Consider the following 21522-nt stretch of genomic DNA (forward strand, 5'->3'; position numbering starts at 1 on the left):
TATTAATCTCCTGATAATTTCACCTCCCTTTAATTTTATTCAGCTTTACTTTAAGGGAGGCAGTATTTAAAGTTAACTTTAATTATTATAAGGTAAAATTTATATTAACTGGGTGATGGTGTTTCCTCATTGATGGTTCTGTGATATGTGATGATTGCTCCTCATCATTTCCATGGCCCTGCAAGGTAACCGGTCATTCTCCAGGCTGAAGAAAACAGAGTGCACCACCTCACCCCTGTGTGTGAGGGCTGAACCGGTAATGTGATCTGAGGTGTACCTGTGGTCTGTACCGTAGCCGGGGGATGGGTAGCTCTTCTCATCTGCACCCATTATCTCCTCAATGAAGCTACCCTCATTCAGGGGGCCATGTTCTACCCTATCATGCAGCATGGCCTCAATGGCATAGCTTCCTATGATCCTCTCATGGAGCCTCATGTAGGCCTCAGCTCTTGAAACAAATTCGAGTCCAGCTATCGTCCCGTTTATAGCTACAAGAACACCTTTCTGGTCTTTCACGGGTCTGAATGGTTTTCTGAATTTGTTGAGTTTATCTTCCTCCTTCCGGTAGGCATCCCCCATTGCTCCGGTCCCTGATTCTGTACCTGTCCTCCTGTGGAGCCTGTTCACCTCCTCCCATACCATTCCCTGGTTTGAACGGTAGAATTCCATGGCTCTCTCTTCAGGTGTCTGCTCTGGTCCTGAATCAATGATGTGTCCGGCCATCCCTTCCAGGTTCTCTGTAACTGTCCTTGTCTTTGTAAGGCGGACATTCAGGGCAGCAACCCTCCCCGGGTCCCTGAACTCCTTTGAGGTGTAGGACCACCTTGCCTGTTCAACACAGCTCACAGGTATGATTGTCTCGGATTCCTCAGGTAATAGAACCGTTGCATTGATCACACGGTTCTGCTTGCCACCCTCAAGTTCCTCACCATCAATTAAGAGCACGGGTTCGCAGGAGCGGTTCACTGCACGCACCTGCGGCACCGAGCCTGACTCATCCACCTCCCCCATCCAGAGCACTTCCCTTTCCATGGCCTCTGATAATGTAAGATAGCTCAGACTTCCCCCGGGAGCCCGGACCGGTATGACCTCCATGGGTCCTGAAACCTGGGGCTTCAGGAACTCAAGTCCATTAAGGTACTCCCTGACGGTCTCATTCATAACATCACCTCTGAAATTATAGATGCACAGCCCTTATAGTCTGAGTATGACATAATAATGTACATTAAAATTATTGAATATAAATTTTTTTATTGAATTCATCAGCCTATTAAATTCTTCATAATAACTTTAATTTTAATGTTAATGTATTTTCAATAATCTCAGGGGAGGCTACCGGCCATGAGAATTCAATGGAAAAACTATAAAAGTGGATGGAAACCATAGAATAACATTTATGGGGTGCCATTCATGACAGGGGAGATTCAGCTCACAGATGAACAGCGCAGAGCAGTTGAACACTTCACCGGACCCCTCCTCGTTGTTGCAGGGCCGGGGGCCGGGAAGACCAGGATCATAGTGGAGAGGGTCGCCCACCTCATAGATGAGAGGGGTGCTGAACCATCATCCCTGGTCGTGATAACCTTCACCAGGAAGGCCGCAGATGAACTCAAGGAGAGGATAATCAGACGTGTGGGTGGAAGGGCAGAGGAGATGCAGATATCAACCATACACTCCTTCTGCAACCGCATACTCCGCATGTACCCCGACCACCACACCCTCGGCTCAAACTTCCATGTCCTGGATGAGGAAAACCAGCTCATGTTCATATACGAACACAGGGAACAGCTGGGACTTGGCAATGTACAGAGGGAGAGGTTCCCCCTCATCCAGGGCTTCTTCAGCGAGTGCCAGGAGAACATGGTCGACCCCGAGACCCTGATCCAGCACTACAGAAATAAGGGTGCAGGGAGGTTCGAGATGACCGTTGCAGAGGCCTACCAGAGGTACCTCAACCTCATGGATGAGAACGGCCTGCTTGACTTTGCAGGGATGCAGTGGAGGGTCGTCAGACTCCTTGAAAACGACAGTAAGATCCTGGATGACCTCAGGTCAAGGTACAGGTTCCTCATGGTGGACGAGTACCAGGACACCAACCAGATACAGGAGAGGTTCCTTGAACTCCTGGCAGGGGAGGAATGCAACATCTTCGCTGTTGGAGACGAGGACCAGAGCATCTACGGTTTCAGGGGATCCACCCCCGAAAACTTCCTGGGCTTCCAGAAGAAGTACGGTGCCGAGGTTGTCATGCTTGAGAAGAACTTCAGGTCCGTCCCCAGCATAGTTGACGTCACCCAGCGGTTCATGGATGGTTACAGAGAGTACCCCAAGGACATAAGGCCCGTGAGGGACTCAGAGAACAGGGTATTCATCCTGGACAACCCCACACACCAGGATGAACCATCCAATGTGGTGGGAATAATAAGGGCCCTCGTTGACCACGGTGTAATACCCCACCAGGGCTACGTGACCCTCCTCTTCAGAAGCGTGAAGCACGATGCAGTGGAGATAATGAATGAACTACGCAGGGAGGGCATACCCTTCAATGTATACGGTGAGGGAGGCTTCTTTGACCGGGAGGAAATACTCTACATCATGCACCTCCTCCACCACACCCGCAGGGAGAGGAGGAAGATAATCAGAAAACTGAAATACGAACACCTTGAGGGCGAGTTCATGGACCTCACCCCCGGCAGCGTCAACCTCATCCTGGAAATGGATGAGGAGGAATTAAGGGGTCTCAGGGAGCACAGGGAATTCAGGGGGGCGGGATTCACAGACCCCGATGACATCAGGAAACTCGTGGCCCTCAACAGCCTCATCGACAGCGACCTCGGAGTTCTTGAGAGGTACTACGAGATCCTTGAACTGACAGAGTACCCCCACAGGCTCCTTGAGAGGGGTGATGATGAGTCCAGGGAGAAACTCTACAACCTGGCAAGGTTCAGCTCACTCATAAAGGACTACGAGCGCATATCCTCAGAACCAAGCGTGGAGGGCCTCATGGAGTTCATAAGAATGGTCATGTCCCGCAGGATCAAGAAGTACGACCAGATACTCCTGGAGAACCCCTACTCAGTCAACATAATGACAATGCACAGGGCCAAGGGCCTCGAGTTCCCGGTGGTCATAATCTGCTCTGTATTCAACGGGAAATTCCCCAGGAAGGTCCGGGAGAGGAGTGAACTCGAATTACCCGAGGAACTCCGTAGGAGCACCATAAGGGTTGATGAGATCGAGGAGAGGCGCCTCTTCTATGTGGGGATGACCCGGGCCCAGGACATGCTCATAGTATCAGCAACCGAAAACCACAGGGGCAAGATCGGTTACTCGGAGTTCATAGAGGATCTCATCAAAACTTCAAGGATAACCAGTGACAGGCTGGGGAGGATAGACCCCGAGGATGCCAGGATAGAGATCATAAAGAACAGCTGCCAGGTGGAGGACATTGAAACCAGGGAGATCTTCAGGATCAGCTTCACAGAGCTAAACACCTACCTCACCTGCCCCTTCAGGTACATGCTGCTCTATGAGTACGGCTTCGACGTCCCCTCAACCAGGGACCAGCTCTACGGTATAGCGGTCCATGAGTGCCTCCGGAGGATAAACAGGCGCCTGATGCGTGGCGAGGCGGTGACAGATGATTACCTTCAGGAACTGGCATCACATGCACTCAGGGACATCGAAATGTCCCCTGATGGATTCAGGGCCTTCATATCAAAACTAAAACGCTACCTTGAGGAGATAAGGGGCCGCGCATCAGAGATAGTCTCTGCAGAGAAGCCCTTCAGCATAATGAAGGACGGCTTCATGATAACGGGTCAGACAGACCTCATCATAAGGAACCGTGAAGGCGGCCTGGAGCTGGTGGACTTCAAGTCAATGTCAGGGTCGGGTATACATGCACGGGACATTGAACTCCAGCTGGGAGTCTACAGGCACGCCCTGGACCTTGACTTCGACGGCTTCCTGGCCTACACCTTTGAGGATTCAGAATGGCACCTGATAGAACCGGCAGCAGACATCGAGGGGCTCCTTGAGGATGTGGCTGAGAGGATAAGGCGTGAGGAATTCCCTCCAAGGGAGAACAATCTCTGCAGTCTCTGCATATTCCACTCCATCTGCACCTACCTCCACGGAAGACTGGAGGCAGGAGCCGGTGAGGAAGATGACCTCAGAAGGGCATTCAGGGCTCTTGACCCTGAGGACATGGATGGCTATGTGGGGGCCATTGAGAGGATCACTGGATACCTCAGGGACTCCTCTGATCCTGATGTGAGGGCCAGGGCTGCAGATTACCTTGGAGAGGCAGCTGATGCGGTGGCCCTTGATGTGCTGAGGGAGGCCCTCAGTGACCCTAATGAAGGCGTGAGGATAGCTGCCAGGAGGGCCATTGAGAGGATAAAAAAGGCTCAGAGAGCTCTGAAGGAGGATTATAAGACACTGATATGTGGGAGGGACTTCTTCAGACCAAAAAAGATCCACACCCGGGAGGGCCAGTTCGTGGTCTGCCGTGTCTGCGGTCACTCAAAGTTCCTTGAGGATGGGGTAAATGAGGTTGTGGGTATAATAGGTGATGAGGAACACTCATGGAGACAGGAAGATCGTTTATTCATCAGTATGTGGGATGAGGAATCGAAGAGGGCGAAAAACGCAGACATAGACACCCTGTGGGTCACAGATTCAGATAACATGGACTACGGGTGGGCCATAAATGCTGTATATCAGAGACTCAAAAACGATGTGACAAGGGCAAAACCCCTAAGCGAGATACCCGTGATAATAAGGGGAGACCCTGAGATAGGTGAGGAGGAGATTGATATACTCCAGAGGTTTGGGGAGATAAGGATTGGATAGAAGGGATCACCATCAGTTTAACTCCTTGAAATATACCCTGCTCATTACTTCACCCTGAAGGAGTACTTTATGAGGTCAAAGTTCTCCAGTTCACCCTCAAAGTCTTCACTTGCACGGCATACTATGGCGTAGCGTCCGAGTGGTGTGCTTATAATGGTAACCCTCACCATGCTCCCATTCTCAGGGTAACTGAACTCAACTCCAGGGTAACCCCTCAGGCTGATGTTCCTTTTATCAACCACACCCTCAGGGGTTGGATAACTGCGGTTCGCCTTCAGCTTCTCGACTGTGGCAACCGTATCAAGTTCTCCTCCTGGTTCTGCCACCGTCACGGCATATTCATAGTAGGTGTCCACGTCACCGGGTGGGTGTATGAAGGAAACCTGGCTCCAGGATGCAGGGTAGTGGAATATGATCTCCTGATTCTCAAAGACCCTGTAGCCGTTGCCGAGGCATCCTGAAACGGCAACTGAAAAGATCATGATGAGGAATACCGTTTTTTTCATTTTTACCCCTTCATGTTATGAGGTTTTTTCATTTCACCTGGAATGAGTAGGTTATGAGGTCGAAGTTCCTGTTCTCGGCATCAAACCTTTCAGGTGATGTTCCGCAGAGGATGACGTATATCTTACCGTTCTTCTCGAGCCATGTTGCACGTTCCTGTTTAGTGACACCATCAACATTTATCCTGTGTATGTTTTCGTAGGCTGTAACGCCATCGATGGTCAGTGTTCTCTCGGATATGAGCTGATACCCTGACTCCTGTTCAAAGGACCTGTAGGTCTCGTCATAGACGTCCTTAAGGGTCTTACCTGATGGCAGCGGAATGCTCTGTATGATCACAAGGGTTACGATGTTCCCTGATGACTCCACAGATGCTGGATCCGCAACGGCGGCAATGGTATTTGGTGTCTGGACGGTTAGATTTTCAGAGGTCCAGGATTCAGGGTACTGAAGGAAATTTCACTGTCAGAGTAGGTCCTGTATGGTATGTCAGGCACGGTTACCGGTTTCAGTGGTTGTTGTGCAGCCTGAAACCATAACGGCCAGAAGCAGAACCCCCACAGCTATAAGTTCTCTCATATAGATTCCCCCCATTAAAACGGTAATGTATCTGCCCCACCTTCTATTTATTTATTCCTAATCTTCATGAGTATCTCGAAGAATGAGCATCATCCATCTCCAGATTTAGCTCGGGCACCTGTTTAATGATTCCTCGGGAGGGGATTAAATTCTAAATGGGGACCCCCATACAGGGGGAGGGTCATGGACTCCCACTTATCTCGTTGTGGCATCACCCCTATCTTTAAACTCCCACCTATCTGCTGATGGACCCGGAGGCCGGTAGATATATGGGTCCCCTTAAACATAGAGGTGGGTGGAGGACTTCAGGATGCTGATGCTGACTTCACAGACGATTGATGGTAAGAGGATATCCAGGTACCATGGTATAGTTACGGGTGATGCCCTCATAGGCGCCAACATATACAAGGACATCTTCTCGGGTGTCAGGGACGTTGTGGGTGGCAGGACCTCGGCCTATGAGAGGGAACTTGCAAGGGCCAGGGAGCTAGCACTGTCCTCCATGGCAAGTGCAGCTGAGAGGCTCGGTGCAGACGCCATCATCGGGGTGCGCCTGGACTACCACAACCTCGGGGGGACCATGGGGAACACCATACTCGTATCAGCCACAGGCACGGCAGTATCCACTGAGGATGAGGAGTGAGGGGTGTCCGGGTGGATGTATGAACTGGATGGGGCTGAAATCCGAAGATGAGGAGTGAGGGGTGTCCGGGTGGATGTATGAACTGGATGGAGCCAGAATCTGAGGATGAGGAGTGAGGGGTGTCCGGGTGGATGTATGAACTGGATGGAGCCAGAATCTGAGGATGAGGAGTGAGGGTGTCTGAGTTGAGGAGTTACAGGTGGGCCATACTGGCTGTGCTGGCAGGCCTTGCAGCGGGCCTCGCATCTGCGGCGGTATCTGTTAAGTTAGAGCTTATCATATTCGGTTTCAACATAATGTACATAGTATCACCACTCCTTGCGGGCTTCATGGAGTCATACGTCGCCGGGAGAAAATACGGGGCCAGCACAGGTGCCCTGAGCGCCATACTGGTATTCTTCGCCGTGAACATCTATGGCTGGCTGTTCCCGGCCGAACCCATCCAGTGGAATGTCTTCACGGTAGGGGGCCTCCTCATGGCATTCCAGGCAGCATTCCCCACCACCGTGAACTTCATCCTTGCAGCTGCCATCACATACGCCCTGGGACTCCTGGGTAAGGGTTTGGGGGATCGTTTATCAGGGGGAGATGGTACCGTGGCCCTGGAGTATGGGCCCCATGGGGTGGGGATAGGTATAGCTGCTGGTGAGGCCGTGGGGGATCCAGGGGACCTCGATGGACTCAGGAGGCTGGCGGTTGAGAGGATGCTCTCAGATGCAGAGTCCATGGGTGGCAGGGGAGTTGTTGACATCGAAGTTAAGGTTACGGTGATTGGCGGTGAGCTCGTGGCTGTGACTGCAACCGGCACAGCCATTGAATAGTATCATGGTCCTTTCCTGAGTTCCCCCAGCATCTCCTCTATCCTCTCAAGCCTCTCCTCAACTCCACTGATTCTGGCCTCGATTTCCCTGAACTCATCCCGCCTCCTTGATTCTATCCTCTCCTGCTCCCCCCTGAGGGTCTCAAGGAGTGTGGATGTGGCGGAGGCTGTTATGAGGCTCGTGGATGCGATGGCGCTGAACATTATGACCATACCTGTGAACCTTCCCAGGGAGGTTACAGGTACTATGTCCCCGTAGCCCACCGTTGTTATGGTCTGCAGCACATACCAGAGGGAGTCCTCATAGGTCACCACCAGGGGATTGACAGGGCTTTCGACGATGTAGAAGAGTATTGTGAATACGAATATAACGGATATGAAGAGTCCCACCCCGTAGCCGAGCCTGCTCCGCTTCATGAACTCACCCACGGAACCTGCAAGGTCCCTGACGGCTATGAGGATGCCGGCAACCTTCACCAGGTTCAGGGCTGCAAGTATGGGTGAGTGCTGCGGCACACCGAGGATGGTCACGCCTATGAAGTAGAAGGGCGCGGCGACGAGGGGGACGTTCCACCTGTCACGTACCCCCGGCCGGGTGAGGTAGGCCACCAAGACCATTGCACTGGCTGCAAGGTCAAGGAGGACCACCGCCTGGAAGGTACCCGACTGCAGCGGCAGGAATACGCTTATAAAGAGTGCGAAGCCATCGAGGCCCAGCACAGCAAGGAATACCACCTCAAATAATACCCTCAGCCCTGACTGAAGATCTTTCACGGCAAAACCCCCACCTCTGGAATCATGACCCAGAATTACTATCTGTCGAGATGATTATTTATAACCACCCCATGATGGCCTGAAATATTTTCAGACACTAGAAGCATTCAAGGGGCCCTGAAGTTAATAACAGGGCCCATAAAATCCCCAATCAGGAAAAAACTTTAATAGGGTGAGGCTCCAGAACTAAACTTTTCTTCTGTAGATTTCCAATGTGAAAAGAGTGATAGCAATGAAGGTGACAGTCTACGGTGCTGGTAATCAGAAGTTATATACCGATGAACTGAACCTCCCTGAAAGGTATGGTGGGGAGGCACCCTACGGTGGAAGCAGGATGGCCATGGAGTTTGCAATGGCCGGACATGATGTTATACTGGCGGAACCTTCAAGGGAAGTCCTGGACGATGAGCAGTGGAGCATGGTCGAGGAGGCCGGTGTAACGGTAACAGATAACGATAAGGAGGCCGCCAGTGAGGCTGAAGTGGCAGTGCTCTTCACCCCCTTCGGTAAGGGTACCTTCAGTATAGCCAGGGAGATACTCCCTGAACTCCCTGAGGGCTCAGTCATAGCCAACACATGCACGGTATCACCGGTGGTCCTATACTACGTCCTCGAGAAGGAACTCAAACTGGAGAGGACCGACGTGGGGGTATCCTCCATGCACCCGGCAGCCGTGCCAGGGACACCACAGCATGGCCACTACGTCATCGGCGGGAGACCCACAGCTGAACTGGACATGGCAACCGATGAACAGGTATCAAGGTGCGCTGAACTGGCAGAGAGCACAGGCAAGAAGGCCTACATTGTACCCGCAGATGTGACCTCAGCGGTGGCTGATATGGGGTCACTGGTCACAGCGGTGGCACTTGCAGGTGTACTGGACTACTACTATGTGGGTACACAGATCATAAAGGCCCCCGAGGAGATGGTTGAGAAGCAGATACTCATGACACTCCAGACAATGGCGTCCCTGGTTGAGACATCAGGTGTTGACGGGATGGCAGCCGCCATCAACCCTGAGCTGCTCGTAAAAAGTGCAAGGTCGATGCACCTGCTGGATGAGCAGGAGGAACTCGACGCAGCCCTCAAGAAGATCTCAGACCTCAACGATGACGTCATGAAGTGGATTGAGGGTGCAGAGGTTAAACACACTGACCTGGTGGCTGCACAGGCCCTTACAGGTGAACTGAAGACCGTTATGGGTGACCGTGCAGCTGAGGGTACCATAAGGAGATGCATGAGGAAGATGTTTGAATAGGGGGTTTCAGGTTGATAGGGAGGATACTGAAGGACCTTGGAAGGATCAACGGTGTTAACGGCTCACTTGTTGTGGGTAAGGATGGTCTCATAATAGAGAGTGAAGTCCCGGGTGACATTGACGCTGAACTCGTGGCTGCCATGGCATCAGCGGTCTTCGGTACAGCCGAGAGGTCAGCCGAGGAGATAAAACATGAGCCCCTCGAGCAGGTCATGATTGAGGGTAAACGTGGTAAGACCCTCATGATAGATGCAGGGGAGGGGATCCTCGTTGTCATAACGGATGTTGATGTGAACCTGGGTATGATAAGGATAGAGATGAAGAGGAGCTCCGAGAGGGTCAGTGACCTTCTCGGGTAAATTCTTTTTTTAGATGTAGAAGGGGTTCTGTGGAGGTACTAACATCATCAATTAATACTTTAATATAAATCTTATATTAACGTTCTAAACATTATATCTATCTTCGCAATTCTTTTTTAAGTTTTCCAATTTTGCCAATAAAAAACCTTTAAAAGTAAAGATTAAGGATATATTAGCTGGCAAGTAAATAACCGGGTGGATTAATCATCTTCATCCATAATGTTTATCTGGGTGATTATGTGAGTTTATGGAATGGTAAAGTTTCATTTGAGGATCAATATGTTGATGACATTTTTCCTCTTGTAAGATCTGCAAAGTTAAAAATTAACAAAAAGGAGATTGATACTCCTCTATTGTGGCTTGGACATCTTCCCTCCCTTGAGCCACACTTGTGGAATCATTTTGATATTGAAACCGTCATGGTTAGTGCATATGAAATTATTAGAAATCGTAGAGTATACAATGAAGTATGTGAAAGGGGGATCCATAAATATCTGGGTTTTGATGGTTTAATAATAATGGATTCCGGCGGTTTTTCTTTTCAGAAAAAGGATGAATTAGATGTTGATCCGGAAGATATTCTTGAACTTTATGAAATTTCGAAACCGGATCTTGGTGTTGTACTTGACCATCCTCTCAATCCCCTTGAGGATGAAATGAAAAATAGGGAAAGATGGCTCAAAACTCTGCAGAATTCAGATTTAATGTTAAAAAACGGTAAAATACCATTAATACCTGTTGTACATGGCTATTCTTTAGAGGATCTTAAAAAAAGTTGTGATGACATAAAGAATATCCATGAAAATCCTCCGATTATCGGTCTGGGCAGTATAGTCCCTCTAATTTTCAAATGCAGAGGAAGTAAGAAGTTTAAGAATAGTGTGAACTTTATAATAGACTCTGTAAGGATGGTTAGAAAGGAGTTCCCAGATTCACTGCTCCATGTTTTTGGTATTGGAAGTACCAAGTCTATGCATCTAATGTATTCACTGGGTGTCGATTCCCTAGACTCCATGGGTTGGAGGCTAAAGGCTGCATATGGGTGTATTCAGTTGCCGGGGGTTGGCGATAGATATCCCGTTAATAAAAATAACGGCAGACCTTCATTAACAGAAAGTGATAAGGAACTTTTAAGTGTTTGTGAATGTCCCATCTGTGAAGACAAGTCACTGGAAGAGAGAATAAGGCTATTAGACTCTGATTTTAAGAGCAGAGCCATACACAATGCCTGGGTCTTCATATGTGAACGGGATCTATATCATCAGAAACTGCTTGATGGGAGCTGTTTTGATTTCTGTAATGAACGCTTAAAAACTGGCTTTTTTTCAAAGCATTTTAGTTACGCTCTTCAGGAAGTGGTTCATCAAAGACTGGACTCGGTGAATATATGAACATAGATGAAATAAAAAAAAGAATTGAATTTAATAAAACCGATGGAGAAGTTTTAATAAATCTAATTGATAGTGCAATGGAAAAGGGGTCTGAACTGAGAGAGAGATCCCTTTCAATAAAAAAGAGGTCAAAAGAGTTATTTAAAGATTTATCTAACCAGAAGAGAATTATTTTCACAATAGATGATCTTAAAGATCGTAATAACTTTAAAGAATGGTGTACAGTTGGCATTGATGGAAGTTTTTACACCGTGGGAAGTATCGGTTCTATATGGTACGCTCCCTATTCGATTGTAAGGATTCTCTTTGAACAAGGTTTTTTTGATGAACCTGTTGTTGATGTATATGCTGCAGGGATAGAGGAAATTGATGAAAATGAAAACAAGTCTGTAGACAGTGACGCTTCAAGAAGAATGCTCCTTGGGGAAACAAAGGCATTAGAAGATTGGAATGCAAACAATATAAAATCAATAGTATTTATCGATGGACCCGTTGTAGATCCTCCAGGTTATATAGACGAAGAATATGTGGAATATCGATGTAATGCAATAAAAAATGCCCCAGAGGAATCTTTTTTAATAGGCTGCGTTAAAAAATGCCTCGATTCGCACTTTCTAAGGGAATATGAAAAAATTTTGAGATTAAAGAGAAATGAGCTGGTCAAGATTTTTTCTGTAGACAAAAGCCTTTTTGCTTATTTTTTCACACAATACCGGATTGATAACAATTATAACGATGTCCTTTTTACGCATCCCCTTGAATTGAACGATGAAATAAGTAGAAGATACTCAAATTATGGTGTTAGGATATTTTCTGTCTTCTTCCAGAAAGATTCTTACTCAGACATTGTCCGTCTTGATATTCCAATGGGGTATCTTAAGAGTGATTTTAATCTGAGGGTACAGAATGCGGTTAGTGCAACCTGTGAATGGACATTTCCAGGTCAGAATATACCTTTACCAATTGAAATCGCCCATGAAAAGTGTAAAATAAGGGGAGGCGCTGCTCAGGTCATCTATGAAGAGATTCTTGTAAGGACTCGTGCATCTGGCGTTGATGATATGATTATAATGGATATGCTGAATAAGGCGAGATAAGGGGTGGTTTAAATTAAAGATAAAATTGGAACTATTTTAAGTGGAGCAACTACGAAAACTGCTAAATTTCAATTATTGGAAAGCTCTGAATCAGGAAATGTTTATGAGGGTATGATGGTATTAGTGTCTACCAAAATGGGGGCCAAAATACTCTCAAGAGTGGCTAAAATAACCCCATTCAATGCTTATTATACAGAAGACGATCCCTGGTCTGAGGCGCGCCGTAAAGGTCTGCATATTCCAGACAATATAGCTAGAAAGTATGAGATCTGTGAACTGGATCTTTTAATTCAACTTCCCAACAGTGAAGTCAATTATCCTCCAAAACCAGGGGATGAAGTCTTAAAAATAGACCTTGAAAGTCACTATGAGGACATATTCGGTATTTCACGGGATGAACCCGGCTATGTCTGGTTTGGAAGTTTATTTGGTTACAAAAACGCACCCATACCACTGGATATTGAAAAAGTGCCAATGCACATGGCAGTTTTTGGTACAACAGGTAGTGGCAAGTCATTCAGTACAGGGGTCCTCATTGAAAAATTTATGTGTATAAGTGCTGGTGAAAATCGCGCAGTCTCCTTTCCCATGATAATTATAGACGCAAACGGAGATTACCTGGAATATGACAAGTATTTTAAACAAGCATACCAGGACATAGACTCTAAAATAAGACCTGTGGGATGGGTTAAAAGGTTTGTGTTTCCTCATATAGCCTATCAAAATAGTGAGTTACGTGGTGAACCAGTGATAGGTGTTGATCTTGACAGACTCTCCGTTAAGGAGATAGCTGAAACAATTGTGATGTACCATAAAGGAAGTTTAGATGGAGCAGAGCTTCAAATAAGTGGCATAGTTACTCTTTTAGATTATCTCAGAGAAAATGAAGGTTACGATTCACTACATGAATTCTTTGTTGATGATGACCTCTATGATGAATTAATAGGAAAACTTAGAAACTTCGACACAAAAAGAATAGCAGCCGCTACTAAACCTGCCATTGAAAGAGCATTTGCTAAATTTAGAGAAATAGAATCCAATTATAAGATATTATCAGCAAAAAAAGAATCTGAGCTGACACAAGATGAATTTATAGATGATATCACAGAAAATGGTGGAATTGCAATAATTGATTTTTCGGAGGAGGGAGCAACTGGAGTTGATATCCAGGTAAAACAACTTGTAATGACTTACCTTGCAAATTTACTCTTTAACAAGTTCTCCAAATACAAAATTGAAAACAGAACAAGATATTTAATTTTTCTAATAGAAGAGGCTCAGAACTTTATTCCTGATAAAAGTTACCCAATAAGCTCAAGTTTGGCCAAGAATAAATTATCTTTAATTGCAACACAAGGTAGGAAGTTTGGATTATCCCTTTGCATTGTAACGCAAAGACCTTCGTTCATAGATAAAATTGTTTTATCAATGTGCAACACATTTTTCATACATAGAATTTCTCCTGACGATGTTTCCTATGTTAGAACAGCCACAGGTGGTCTGCCCTCTTCACTTGAAACTCGCCTGACACGTTTAACTCAAGGTCATATGATAGTAACAGGGCAGATGAATAAGTTACCATTTCCTCTAATGATCAGTATTCCTAAAGCTGATAGGATTGTTCCACACCCTATGGGTACAACTGACGTTATTTCAACACTGAAGAAACTGCGTGAAGGATTTGATTACATTTGAGGTAGGTGTTAAATATGAAAACTAAGATCTTCGAAGAAAAAAATTTGGGTTCTTGGGTTTCAAAAGGGAGTAATGGGATTGGATTTGAAGAAATAGAAAGTAGAAAGCATGTAATAGATAAGATAGAATCATTTATAAAGAGGTGTGAGGTTTCTAAGGGTCTGAACGCATGTAACATAATAGGTGAATGGGGCCAGGGAAAGACGGAACTTTATCATGGTTTTATTAAAGAGGAATTAGATAATAGGGGTCATAAATCATTCCTTGTATCTGCATCGACCCTTTCTAATATCTTAGAAGACAAAGAAATAGTTGAGATTATTAAAAAAAGTCCTCTTTCAGCTGTAAGGACACTTGCAACCATATTTGAAGGTGTAAGCGCTGAAAATGAAAACTTTTTACCATCCTTAAAAATCTATGATAATCCTGAGGACTACATTAAGGATACTCTTGATTCTATATTAGGGCTCTATGATGGGTCACAGAAGATGTTTATATTTATAGATGAATTCGAAGAACTTTTGAATAATCTTCAAATTATTAAAAGCTTGATTTCTGGAATTAAGGAGCTTATTAATGGTAACTATAAAGAAATAGATGTCGATGGTGAGTTCTCGGGTTCTGTGCACCTGTTCATATCATTAACACCCGATGCTAAATATAGGCTTGAAACAGATGCGGAAATAAGTTTAATTGCAGGAGGTTATGGAAGAAGGGTTGATCAAGTAGAATTAGCAACCATAAGAAAGCAAGAATCTATAGAATTTTTAAGAAATTACATCTCTGAAATATACGATGGAAAAGAACCCAACCCTTACCCCATGGGTGACATAGGAATATTTGATACTCTCCATAGATTAAGTCTAGGAAATCTTGGTAACCTAAAGAGCTTGTTAATTAAACTTTTGAACAAATTTGCACATTATGACGAAGACTTTTTTGAAGTAGTTGAATATGACAATTTTATTGAATTTTTAAAGGAGACAGACATATATGTTTTTGGCGGCCAAAGTCCTTGCATTGATTCAGGGAACTATAAAAGTATCATAGAATATCTTGAGGATACATCTGAATTGTCTGATGATAAAAATAAAATAGAGTCTTTAAAGAAACTATTCACTATTTTAATTGCTTATTTAAGACCATTCACGGTTCAAGAGCTCACAGAACTTGTTAAAGTCGATGAGGCAGATGTTTATAAATTTAGGCGAATTATCAACGAAAAAATAAAGAGGGATTATGGCATTGATGAAGCTATTATAGAGGTCTTTCCAGTCAGAGAAGATTTAACCTTTGAGAAAATTAAAGAAAAATTGAGTGATTACATAAAAACGGATGATATCTTACAAAAAGAGGTACTTCTAATAGGGGATTATTCTGAACCATTAGATCAATTTGAGGACTCAATAACATTTTTTGACTTTGATTCAGATTCTTTAACTCAGAGGATATTCCTTCCAGCTACTGAAGAAGGTCTTAGAGAATTATTTAAAAATGAGGTAAGTAAGGATTACTTACTTGAAATGGAGAGTCTCTTTAAAGGCATGGTAGATGAGAATAGGAGATACCTCATAATCTCAAACACGCTCTTAGATATCTTGTATCCTACTCCCATTCCACGGTTCCTTGGATACATACTTAAAAAGGATGAAAGGTTATCACTGTGGAGAAGAATCTCCCTTAACCTTGCAGAAGAATACAAAAATAATATTGAAAGGGCATTTATTGATGGTCTTAAAAAATATGAAAACATAACCGTGGCAGATATTAATGATTCAGATAAGACGTTATTAAATTTATATGATCCAGATATAGAAGTTGATTTTAAATTACTTACCAAATTTGTGCAGGGAGATGTTAAAGAAGACCATATTCAAGAAATTGCTGAAATTTTAAAGAATGATTTTAGCATTCATGGCTGTTTACTTGTATATAGTGGAGACTTTACAGGAAAAGCCCGTGAAAGTCTTTCAGAAAAGGATTTAGATAAAGTCATTAAACTTCATCTCCATCAAACATTGACTAAGCGCCTTTTATGTTCATATAGGGCTCCTAAAGATTCCGTCGATGAATCATTACGTGATATAGAATTTGGAAAGATTTTTGATGAATTAAAACTTAAAGAGACGATTAAGGAATGGCTTAAAAACCAAAAAGAGAAAGGATTAGTTGTAGAACAGATAGCAACAAAAAGCTTACCCAAATTTGCTGATACACTTAAACTATACTTAAATTATATAAATGAACCACTTTCTCCAGAGGAAGTTTTAAATAAAAATCTAGAAGGCATACTAAAATTCAAGTTTTACGGAACCAAGAAGGGGTTTATTGCCAGCGACCTTGAGGATTCCCCAAAGGAAATTATAGAAATATCTAATGAGTTATATGAGCATGGATTTTTGGAGAGGGTGAATGGAGATAAATATAAGGCAATTGAGCATCCTGTTGAAAAAAGAATATATGAAATCATTAAGAAAAAGGGTAAAATTCGAGCTAATGACCTTAAACTTTACTTTATACTTAAATCAAAGAGCAAAAACATTTTTTCGGACCTCTTCCTGAACATTTTAGAGTATAAAAATAAAATAAATAAAATAAATAAAAATGAGATAGAAATTACAAACCCAGAAACAGAATATGAAGAGCTCAAAAATTACTTAAATAGATTCAACAAGGAACTTGAGGGAAAGAATAATTTATACAAAAGTTTTGCCCACGTTTTTATGACCAAGAAGAGGGGTCATAAGCTTATTACATTAGATGAGTTTAAGGAATTTATTCAGGAAAATTATTCGTTTATAGAAGATTATTATTCGCACCCTGATTATAAGGAAGCTGTTTTAACAAAAATTTTCATATGTAAAAAGCTTTTAATGGAGATATTTTACTGTAAGAAAAACCAGCGCTGTTTGAAGACCTTTATTGAAAATGCATCTAAAGAATGTAAAAAATCTTTTGAAAACATTGAAAACATGAAAAACGAAATTGAAAGAGATATTAGGAGGATTTTAGGGGACTGTGAAAAGGTCCTGCACTTAAAAATTGATGGTGGTGTTGAAGGTATTAAGGAATACGATAGACTTTCACAGCATTTTGAGCGCGTGAAGGGATTATATGGAAAAGAATGCTCAAGAGAAGAACTGGAAAATACAATTTCGAATCTTGAAGCTGCTGCTCTGGATGAATTTAAATTTAATAATTCTCCTTCATCAGCATATTATTATAATTTAAAGCTTTACTTCCTTAGAAAAGAAGAAAAGGAATTTAATACAAAAAAAATTGAGATAGATGCTCGTTTAAGACCATCATTGAAGAAAATTGAAGAACTTAAAAGAAAAAAACAAGATGTTTTAGTAAAATTAAGTTCTATTCGAGAGGAACCCAAATTAGAACTGACAAATGAACTCTTCAAAGAACTGCATTCAATTGGAGTAGATACACCTGAAGAGAGAATTAATCCTCGAAATCTAAATGAACTAAAAGAAAAAGTAAAAGAACGTGTTTATAAACTACGAGATAGGCTAGAAAAGGTTGATGAACTATTATATCATTTTGATGAGTTAATGCAAAGAGAAAAGAGCTTATTGGAAAGAATTGATGAGAATGAACAAATTTTGAATGTTGCTAAGAGAGTCTTTGATGATGGCGAAAAAAAGGAATTAGGTAAACATTTAATGGAATTTGAGACTATTAAGGGAGAATACCAAGGTATTAGTCTTCAGAGAGGTTCTTTTCGTGACGTTCTGGAGCATTTAACGGAGTTAGGTCTTAAATTGAGGACCAACCAGCATGATATAATGGAAATATGGAAAAATTACCGAGAAATGCAGTTAGAATTTATTAATGACTATGAAAGGGTTCTAGAACTAGTTAAGATTGATGAAGATTTGAGAACCGAACTTGAGTCTTTAATAGGAAACTTTAAGGAAACCCTAAAGGAGGACATTAAAGATCAGGAAGTCCCTGCATCAAGGATAGATAGTTTAAAATCAGAAGTTAGGAATGAATTTGAAAGGGGAATGAAAAATTATCTGAGTTCTGATGAACTGGAGCTTTTAAAAGAAATAGACTCCATGAAAGGAAAAGGTGTTATAGACTATGAGAAAATTAAAGAAAGAGCTTTAGAAAAAGATATAGATTTTGAAAAGGCCCATGAAGGCCTCATTCAAAAGGGTTATATTAAACTAGGGTTCTATTTCCCTAGTTAAACTTAATTTAGTCGTATAATAAACTTTTAATCTGGAAAACCACAGGATTTCAAAGTAGGGTTTAGACATCAGGGGACTCGGATAATAGAAAAGTATTTCTTCAAACCCATATTTTTTTGCCTTTTTTCGAAGAAGATTTCCTAATTCTTCTTTTTTCTCCATGGTTAACTCATGTGGATGTATATCATAATATTCCAGTTCCTCATCAAACATATGAATTCCATATTTATCAGAAAGTATACCATACGTGAGCTTATTTTTTTCAACATATTCATAGAACGAATTATGATAACGACCTCTATAGAACTCTTTAGGCGTTCCAACCTTTTTTTGTTTTGTCTTTGAGCAAGAAGTTGTCCATAGGACACTATAAGGATCCACTATTTCGTTTTGGGATGAAATGCAAGTAAACCCAAAATCTTTTTCTAAAGCTTTTCTCCACTTTTTTGAAGCTGGAAGTCTTGGGGGAATCAATAAGGTCCTCCTTTTTTTAGTTCTTCAAGTAAATCCAGAGGATCGATATCTTCATTTAACTCATTATCTTCCTTTTCAATTTCTAGATCCTTTAAATAAAGGGTTAAGGCTCTCCTTATTGCAGAACTTTTGTATTCATCGAAGCTGGACAAAACCTTTATTTTTTCCTCTAGATACTCATCGATATTGATCGCTACCTGAAAATTCTTTTTTTCTTCTCCACATAAATCTTCAGTGATCTTAAATGAATCTAAATTGGCATATGAATAGTGAATAGCTTCCTGGCAGAACCTTGATTTGCTTATTTCAAAGGATTTACTTTTAGATGTAACCTTTTTAAATAATTTTTCACACAAGTTAAGTATCATTGTAGTATTTGAATCCTGCTTTTTACTTGATTTTAATTCACCAGTGAGTTTCTCTATCTCTTTGTATTTACCTGAATCTAGAAACTTTTTGAATTTCAGCGCCATCTCCAATTCAAGTTTCTTGTTTAGCAAAAAGGGTTCCAATTTTTTTATTAGATCCAGTGAATCCTGGGACACAGCCATAAACTTAAACTTATCATTGTATGGAAGGATATACCCTACATTAAATAACTCATAGAGGAGTATAACTAGATCTGAGTATCGGGATATGAGACTTATCTGAAGATAATATTCATTTGATTTTGGGTGTTTCTTTAAACTCCAGCGGGATAGGCCATCGAAATATCCAACAATATAGAAATAAAGCCATTCTTCTTCAGCGTAATCAAAAAAATCTATATCTTCAGGCGGCTCATTTATACTAATATACTGATCTTTGTTCTTAAGCGCCTCAATGATCTCCATGGCCTGATCTTTCTTTATTATTATATACTGGTTAATGTTATCTAAAACTTTAGGTATGTCCCTGTTCATGATTTTCCAGGCTGAACTTGGAGTTAATGTGATGCTCCCAACTTTAAAAAGAGAATTAAGTTCTTCCAGGAAGTCTACGTTCCCATAAAAATTCATTGTGATATTATTCTGTTTGTCAACGATGAATGAACCTCTAGCATCAAAGTATCCTGCAATATAGGGCAGGAACACGGGGTCTTTTTTGAATTCTAGGCCTGGCATTAAATCACCCTATTGTGTGAATAATAGATATTCAATATTAAAGAACAAATTAGATTAAATTTTTGATGTTAAGAATCACAGTTTCAATGAAATCTCTGAGTCTCTTTTCTTCATTAATGTTTTCACCGGGATTTAATGGAAATGCTCCTACGGACGGCACTTCAGAGTTATCCTCCTGAAATATTATCTCTTTATCCCCTGGGTAAAGTATGTAGGCTCCCACACTGCGCAGTATTGCATCCTTGTAGCTGTGCATCTTGTACACGTCACCGTCCCTGAACCTCCTCTCAAGTTCCTCCTCAGAGTCCCTCATATCAATACTCTCATAGAGGTCATCGGGCCTCACAGTGGACCGGTACTTCGCATCCAGGTGTATGAAGAAGGTGCACTCATCCACAGCCACCAGTATGGAGTAGTCAGGTTTGAAGGGAAGTGAATAGGACCTGCAGCGGGTGTTCCCGGTGAACCTTCCATTGTAGGAGAGGGCTATCTCGGTGTCATCCATCCTGAACCTGAGTATGGAGTTCCCGGTCTTCAGTCTCACCTTCCAGCCGTCCCTGATGAATATGTCTCCGGGGTCAACCCTCTGCCCGGTTATGTCCTCCAGGATCCTGAGGATCCGGAAGTAGCACCAGTACTCATAGAGTTCACTGAGCCTCCTCTCAAAGCCCCTTATACTCTCCTCAAGTTCCTCCCAGGTGAACCTGAGTGCGAGGTCAAGCATGAAGAAGTATCTGAGAATGTCCCTGTAGCCCTCCCTCTTCTGGAGGACCTGTGAGTTCAGGGGAAGGACCTGGAGTTCACCAACATCCATCAGCCACCCTGCAGAGAGAAGGAGGTTCACCTCACCCAGGAACCCCTCCAGTGAGTCCCTTATGTAACCCTCAGGGGCGGATTCACGGAGGGAGAGTATCCTGTCCTCCAGTGATTCCAGGAAGTACCTGTAGAAGCGGTTCTCTGGAGTGTCAGGCGTCTCCCGCAGGTTCAGCTGTGGAAGGTTCCCTATGTTCCCCTCTGCATCTACACTGGCCGGGTCTGAGACTACATCCACCAGTCCGCTGGGGTCCACCACAGAGGCCAGCCCTGCCGGTACAAACTGAACCTCACGTTTAAGGCCGGAATAGAAACTGTGGTTTATGTGTTCAGCTGCAGCCGGGAGGTTCTCGGGTCTGAAGAGGTACTCAAGTAAAAGGAAGTCCTCGTAGAGTGTCCTGTCATCCTCACCTGAGGGGGTGAATGTCTGGAATATGGATGAGTCGGCCTCGAGGATGAGGGAGGATATCTCGTCTGAGAGGTCTGCCAGCATTGCAGGGTACTGTTCATGGTAGTTTATCTTCTTTGACCTCACCTCGATGGGTATGGATTCATGGCCCTCCGGTGTCTCAATGTCGAGGAAGGATTTACCGGCGTAGCTCCTGAAGTTGAGTATACCCGCCACCCTGTCCCTGAATTTGAAGCGGATCCTCCTGAAGAGTTCATCTACATGGGGGAGGACCTCCACATCCTCGAGGGATCCTTCAACTTCGAAGAGTACCTGGTATTCTGTCTCCTCCAGGAGCATTATCTCACTGAGGTTGTCGTAGTAGGGGCAGTGTTCGATGGGCTTCAGTCCGGGCCTGTCAACCATGGGGACATTTATGAGCCTCACGGGGTAGCCGCTGACATCCACTGTCCTGATGGGTACCTCCATGGGGGCTGGACCTCCATTTATCCTCAGTCTCCCTGCATTGAATTCTATGATTATCTCCTGATCCATCGGT

The 21522-nt window shown here is 43.4% G+C and carries 16 protein-coding genes; 9 read left to right on the forward strand and 7 right to left on the reverse strand.

Going from position 1 to position 21522, the window contains the following annotated elements; translation table 11 throughout:
- Nucleotides 1-126: 126 nt before the first annotated feature.
- Nucleotides 127-1161: an ARPP-1 family domain-containing protein gene (locus C7452_RS04225; RefSeq protein ID WP_115892317.1), complete on the reverse strand. Its 1035-nt coding sequence runs from the start codon at nucleotides 1159-1161 to the stop codon at nucleotides 127-129.
- A 249-nt stretch (nucleotides 1162-1410) separates the two neighbouring features.
- On the opposite strand from C7452_RS04225, the gene C7452_RS04230 reads away from it, so the two are divergent.
- A complete protein-coding gene (locus tag C7452_RS04230; RefSeq protein WP_170130285.1) occupies nucleotides 1411-4857 on the forward strand; it encodes a UvrD-helicase domain-containing protein in 3447 nt (1148 codons plus the stop codon).
- 44 nt (nucleotides 4858-4901) lie between these two features.
- On the opposite strand, the gene C7452_RS04235 is transcribed toward C7452_RS04230, so the two are convergent.
- Together C7452_RS04235 and C7452_RS04240 are read right to left on the reverse strand one after the other, a co-directional pair.
- Entirely contained in the window at nucleotides 4902-5363 is a 462-nt protein-coding gene (locus tag C7452_RS04235; protein ID WP_115892319.1) for a hypothetical protein, read from the reverse strand.
- A gap of 28 nt (nucleotides 5364-5391) precedes the next feature.
- Entirely contained in the window at nucleotides 5392-5757 is a 366-nt protein-coding gene (locus C7452_RS04240) for a PsbP-related protein (RefSeq protein ID WP_245942866.1), read from the reverse strand.
- Between the two features lie 493 nt (nucleotides 5758-6250).
- Here C7452_RS04240 and C7452_RS04245 point away from each other — a divergent pair, with 493 nt between their 5' ends.
- Nucleotides 6251-6583: a YbjQ family protein gene (locus tag C7452_RS04245; protein ID WP_115892527.1), complete on the forward strand. Its 333-nt coding sequence runs from the start codon at nucleotides 6251-6253 to the stop codon at nucleotides 6581-6583.
- A gap of 176 nt (nucleotides 6584-6759) precedes the next feature.
- The gene (locus C7452_RS04255) at nucleotides 6760-7404 is read left to right on the forward strand and encodes a heavy metal-binding domain-containing protein (RefSeq protein ID WP_245942831.1); all 645 of its coding nucleotides are present in this window, start codon (nucleotides 6760-6762) and stop codon (nucleotides 7402-7404) included.
- Between the two features lie 2 nt (nucleotides 7405-7406).
- Here C7452_RS04255 and C7452_RS04260 read toward each other — a convergent pair whose 3' ends face one another.
- Nucleotides 7407-8177 (reverse strand): potassium channel family protein, encoded by a 771-nt coding sequence (locus C7452_RS04260; protein ID WP_115892321.1) that lies wholly within the window; start codon nucleotides 8175-8177, stop codon nucleotides 7407-7409.
- Between the two features lie 232 nt (nucleotides 8178-8409).
- Between C7452_RS04260 and C7452_RS04265 the strand changes: the two genes are divergently transcribed.
- From C7452_RS04265 to C7452_RS04290, 6 genes are all read left to right on the forward strand, one after another.
- Complete coding sequence (locus C7452_RS04265; RefSeq protein ID WP_115892322.1) at nucleotides 8410-9435, forward strand: H(2)-dependent methylenetetrahydromethanopterin dehydrogenase-related protein; 1026 nt, start codon at nucleotides 8410-8412, stop codon at nucleotides 9433-9435.
- Nucleotides 9436-9446: 11 nt separating this feature from the next.
- Nucleotides 9447-9794 (forward strand): roadblock/LC7 domain-containing protein, encoded by a 348-nt coding sequence (locus C7452_RS04270; protein WP_115892323.1) that lies wholly within the window; start codon nucleotides 9447-9449, stop codon nucleotides 9792-9794.
- Nucleotides 9795-10033: 239 nt separating this feature from the next.
- Nucleotides 10034-11185 (forward strand): tRNA-guanine transglycosylase, encoded by a 1152-nt coding sequence (locus C7452_RS04275; RefSeq protein ID WP_170130286.1) that lies wholly within the window; start codon nucleotides 10034-10036, stop codon nucleotides 11183-11185.
- The gene (locus C7452_RS04280; RefSeq protein WP_115892325.1) at nucleotides 11182-12282 is read left to right on the forward strand and encodes a DNA double-strand break repair nuclease NurA; all 1101 of its coding nucleotides are present in this window, start codon (nucleotides 11182-11184) and stop codon (nucleotides 12280-12282) included. Before C7452_RS04275 ends, C7452_RS04280 begins: the two co-directional genes overlap by 4 nt.
- 111 nt (nucleotides 12283-12393) lie before the next feature.
- Nucleotides 12394-13977, forward strand: coding sequence for an ATP-binding protein (locus tag C7452_RS04285; protein WP_115892326.1), 1584 nt, complete (start codon nucleotides 12394-12396; stop codon nucleotides 13975-13977).
- 14 nt (nucleotides 13978-13991) lie between these two features.
- A complete protein-coding gene (locus tag C7452_RS04290; protein WP_115892327.1) occupies nucleotides 13992-18185 on the forward strand; it encodes a coiled-coil domain-containing protein in 4194 nt (1397 codons plus the stop codon).
- Here C7452_RS04290 and C7452_RS04295 read toward each other — a convergent pair.
- The 3 genes from C7452_RS04295 to C7452_RS04305 are packed head-to-tail and all read right to left on the reverse strand — an operon-like array spanning nucleotide 18162 to nucleotide 21518.
- Complete coding sequence (locus tag C7452_RS04295; protein ID WP_115892328.1) at nucleotides 18162-18659, reverse strand: DUF6884 domain-containing protein; 498 nt, start codon at nucleotides 18657-18659, stop codon at nucleotides 18162-18164. The two genes, C7452_RS04290 and C7452_RS04295, sit on opposite strands and share 24 nt — an antisense overlap.
- On the reverse strand, nucleotides 18656-19762 hold the full coding sequence (locus C7452_RS04300) for a hypothetical protein (protein WP_115892329.1): 1107 nt from the start codon (nucleotides 19760-19762) through the stop codon (nucleotides 18656-18658). Before C7452_RS04300 ends, C7452_RS04295 begins: the two co-directional genes overlap by 4 nt.
- Before the next feature lie 49 nt (nucleotides 19763-19811).
- Nucleotides 19812-21518, reverse strand: a complete 1707-nt coding sequence (locus C7452_RS04305; protein WP_115892330.1) for a DUF2357 domain-containing protein — start codon at nucleotides 21516-21518, stop codon at nucleotides 19812-19814.
- Nucleotides 21519-21522: the final 4 nt, after the last annotated feature.

This window comes from Methanothermobacter defluvii, assembly GCF_003385755.1.
GTDB lineage: Archaea > Methanobacteriota > Methanobacteria > Methanobacteriales > Methanothermobacteraceae > Methanothermobacter > Methanothermobacter thermautotrophicus.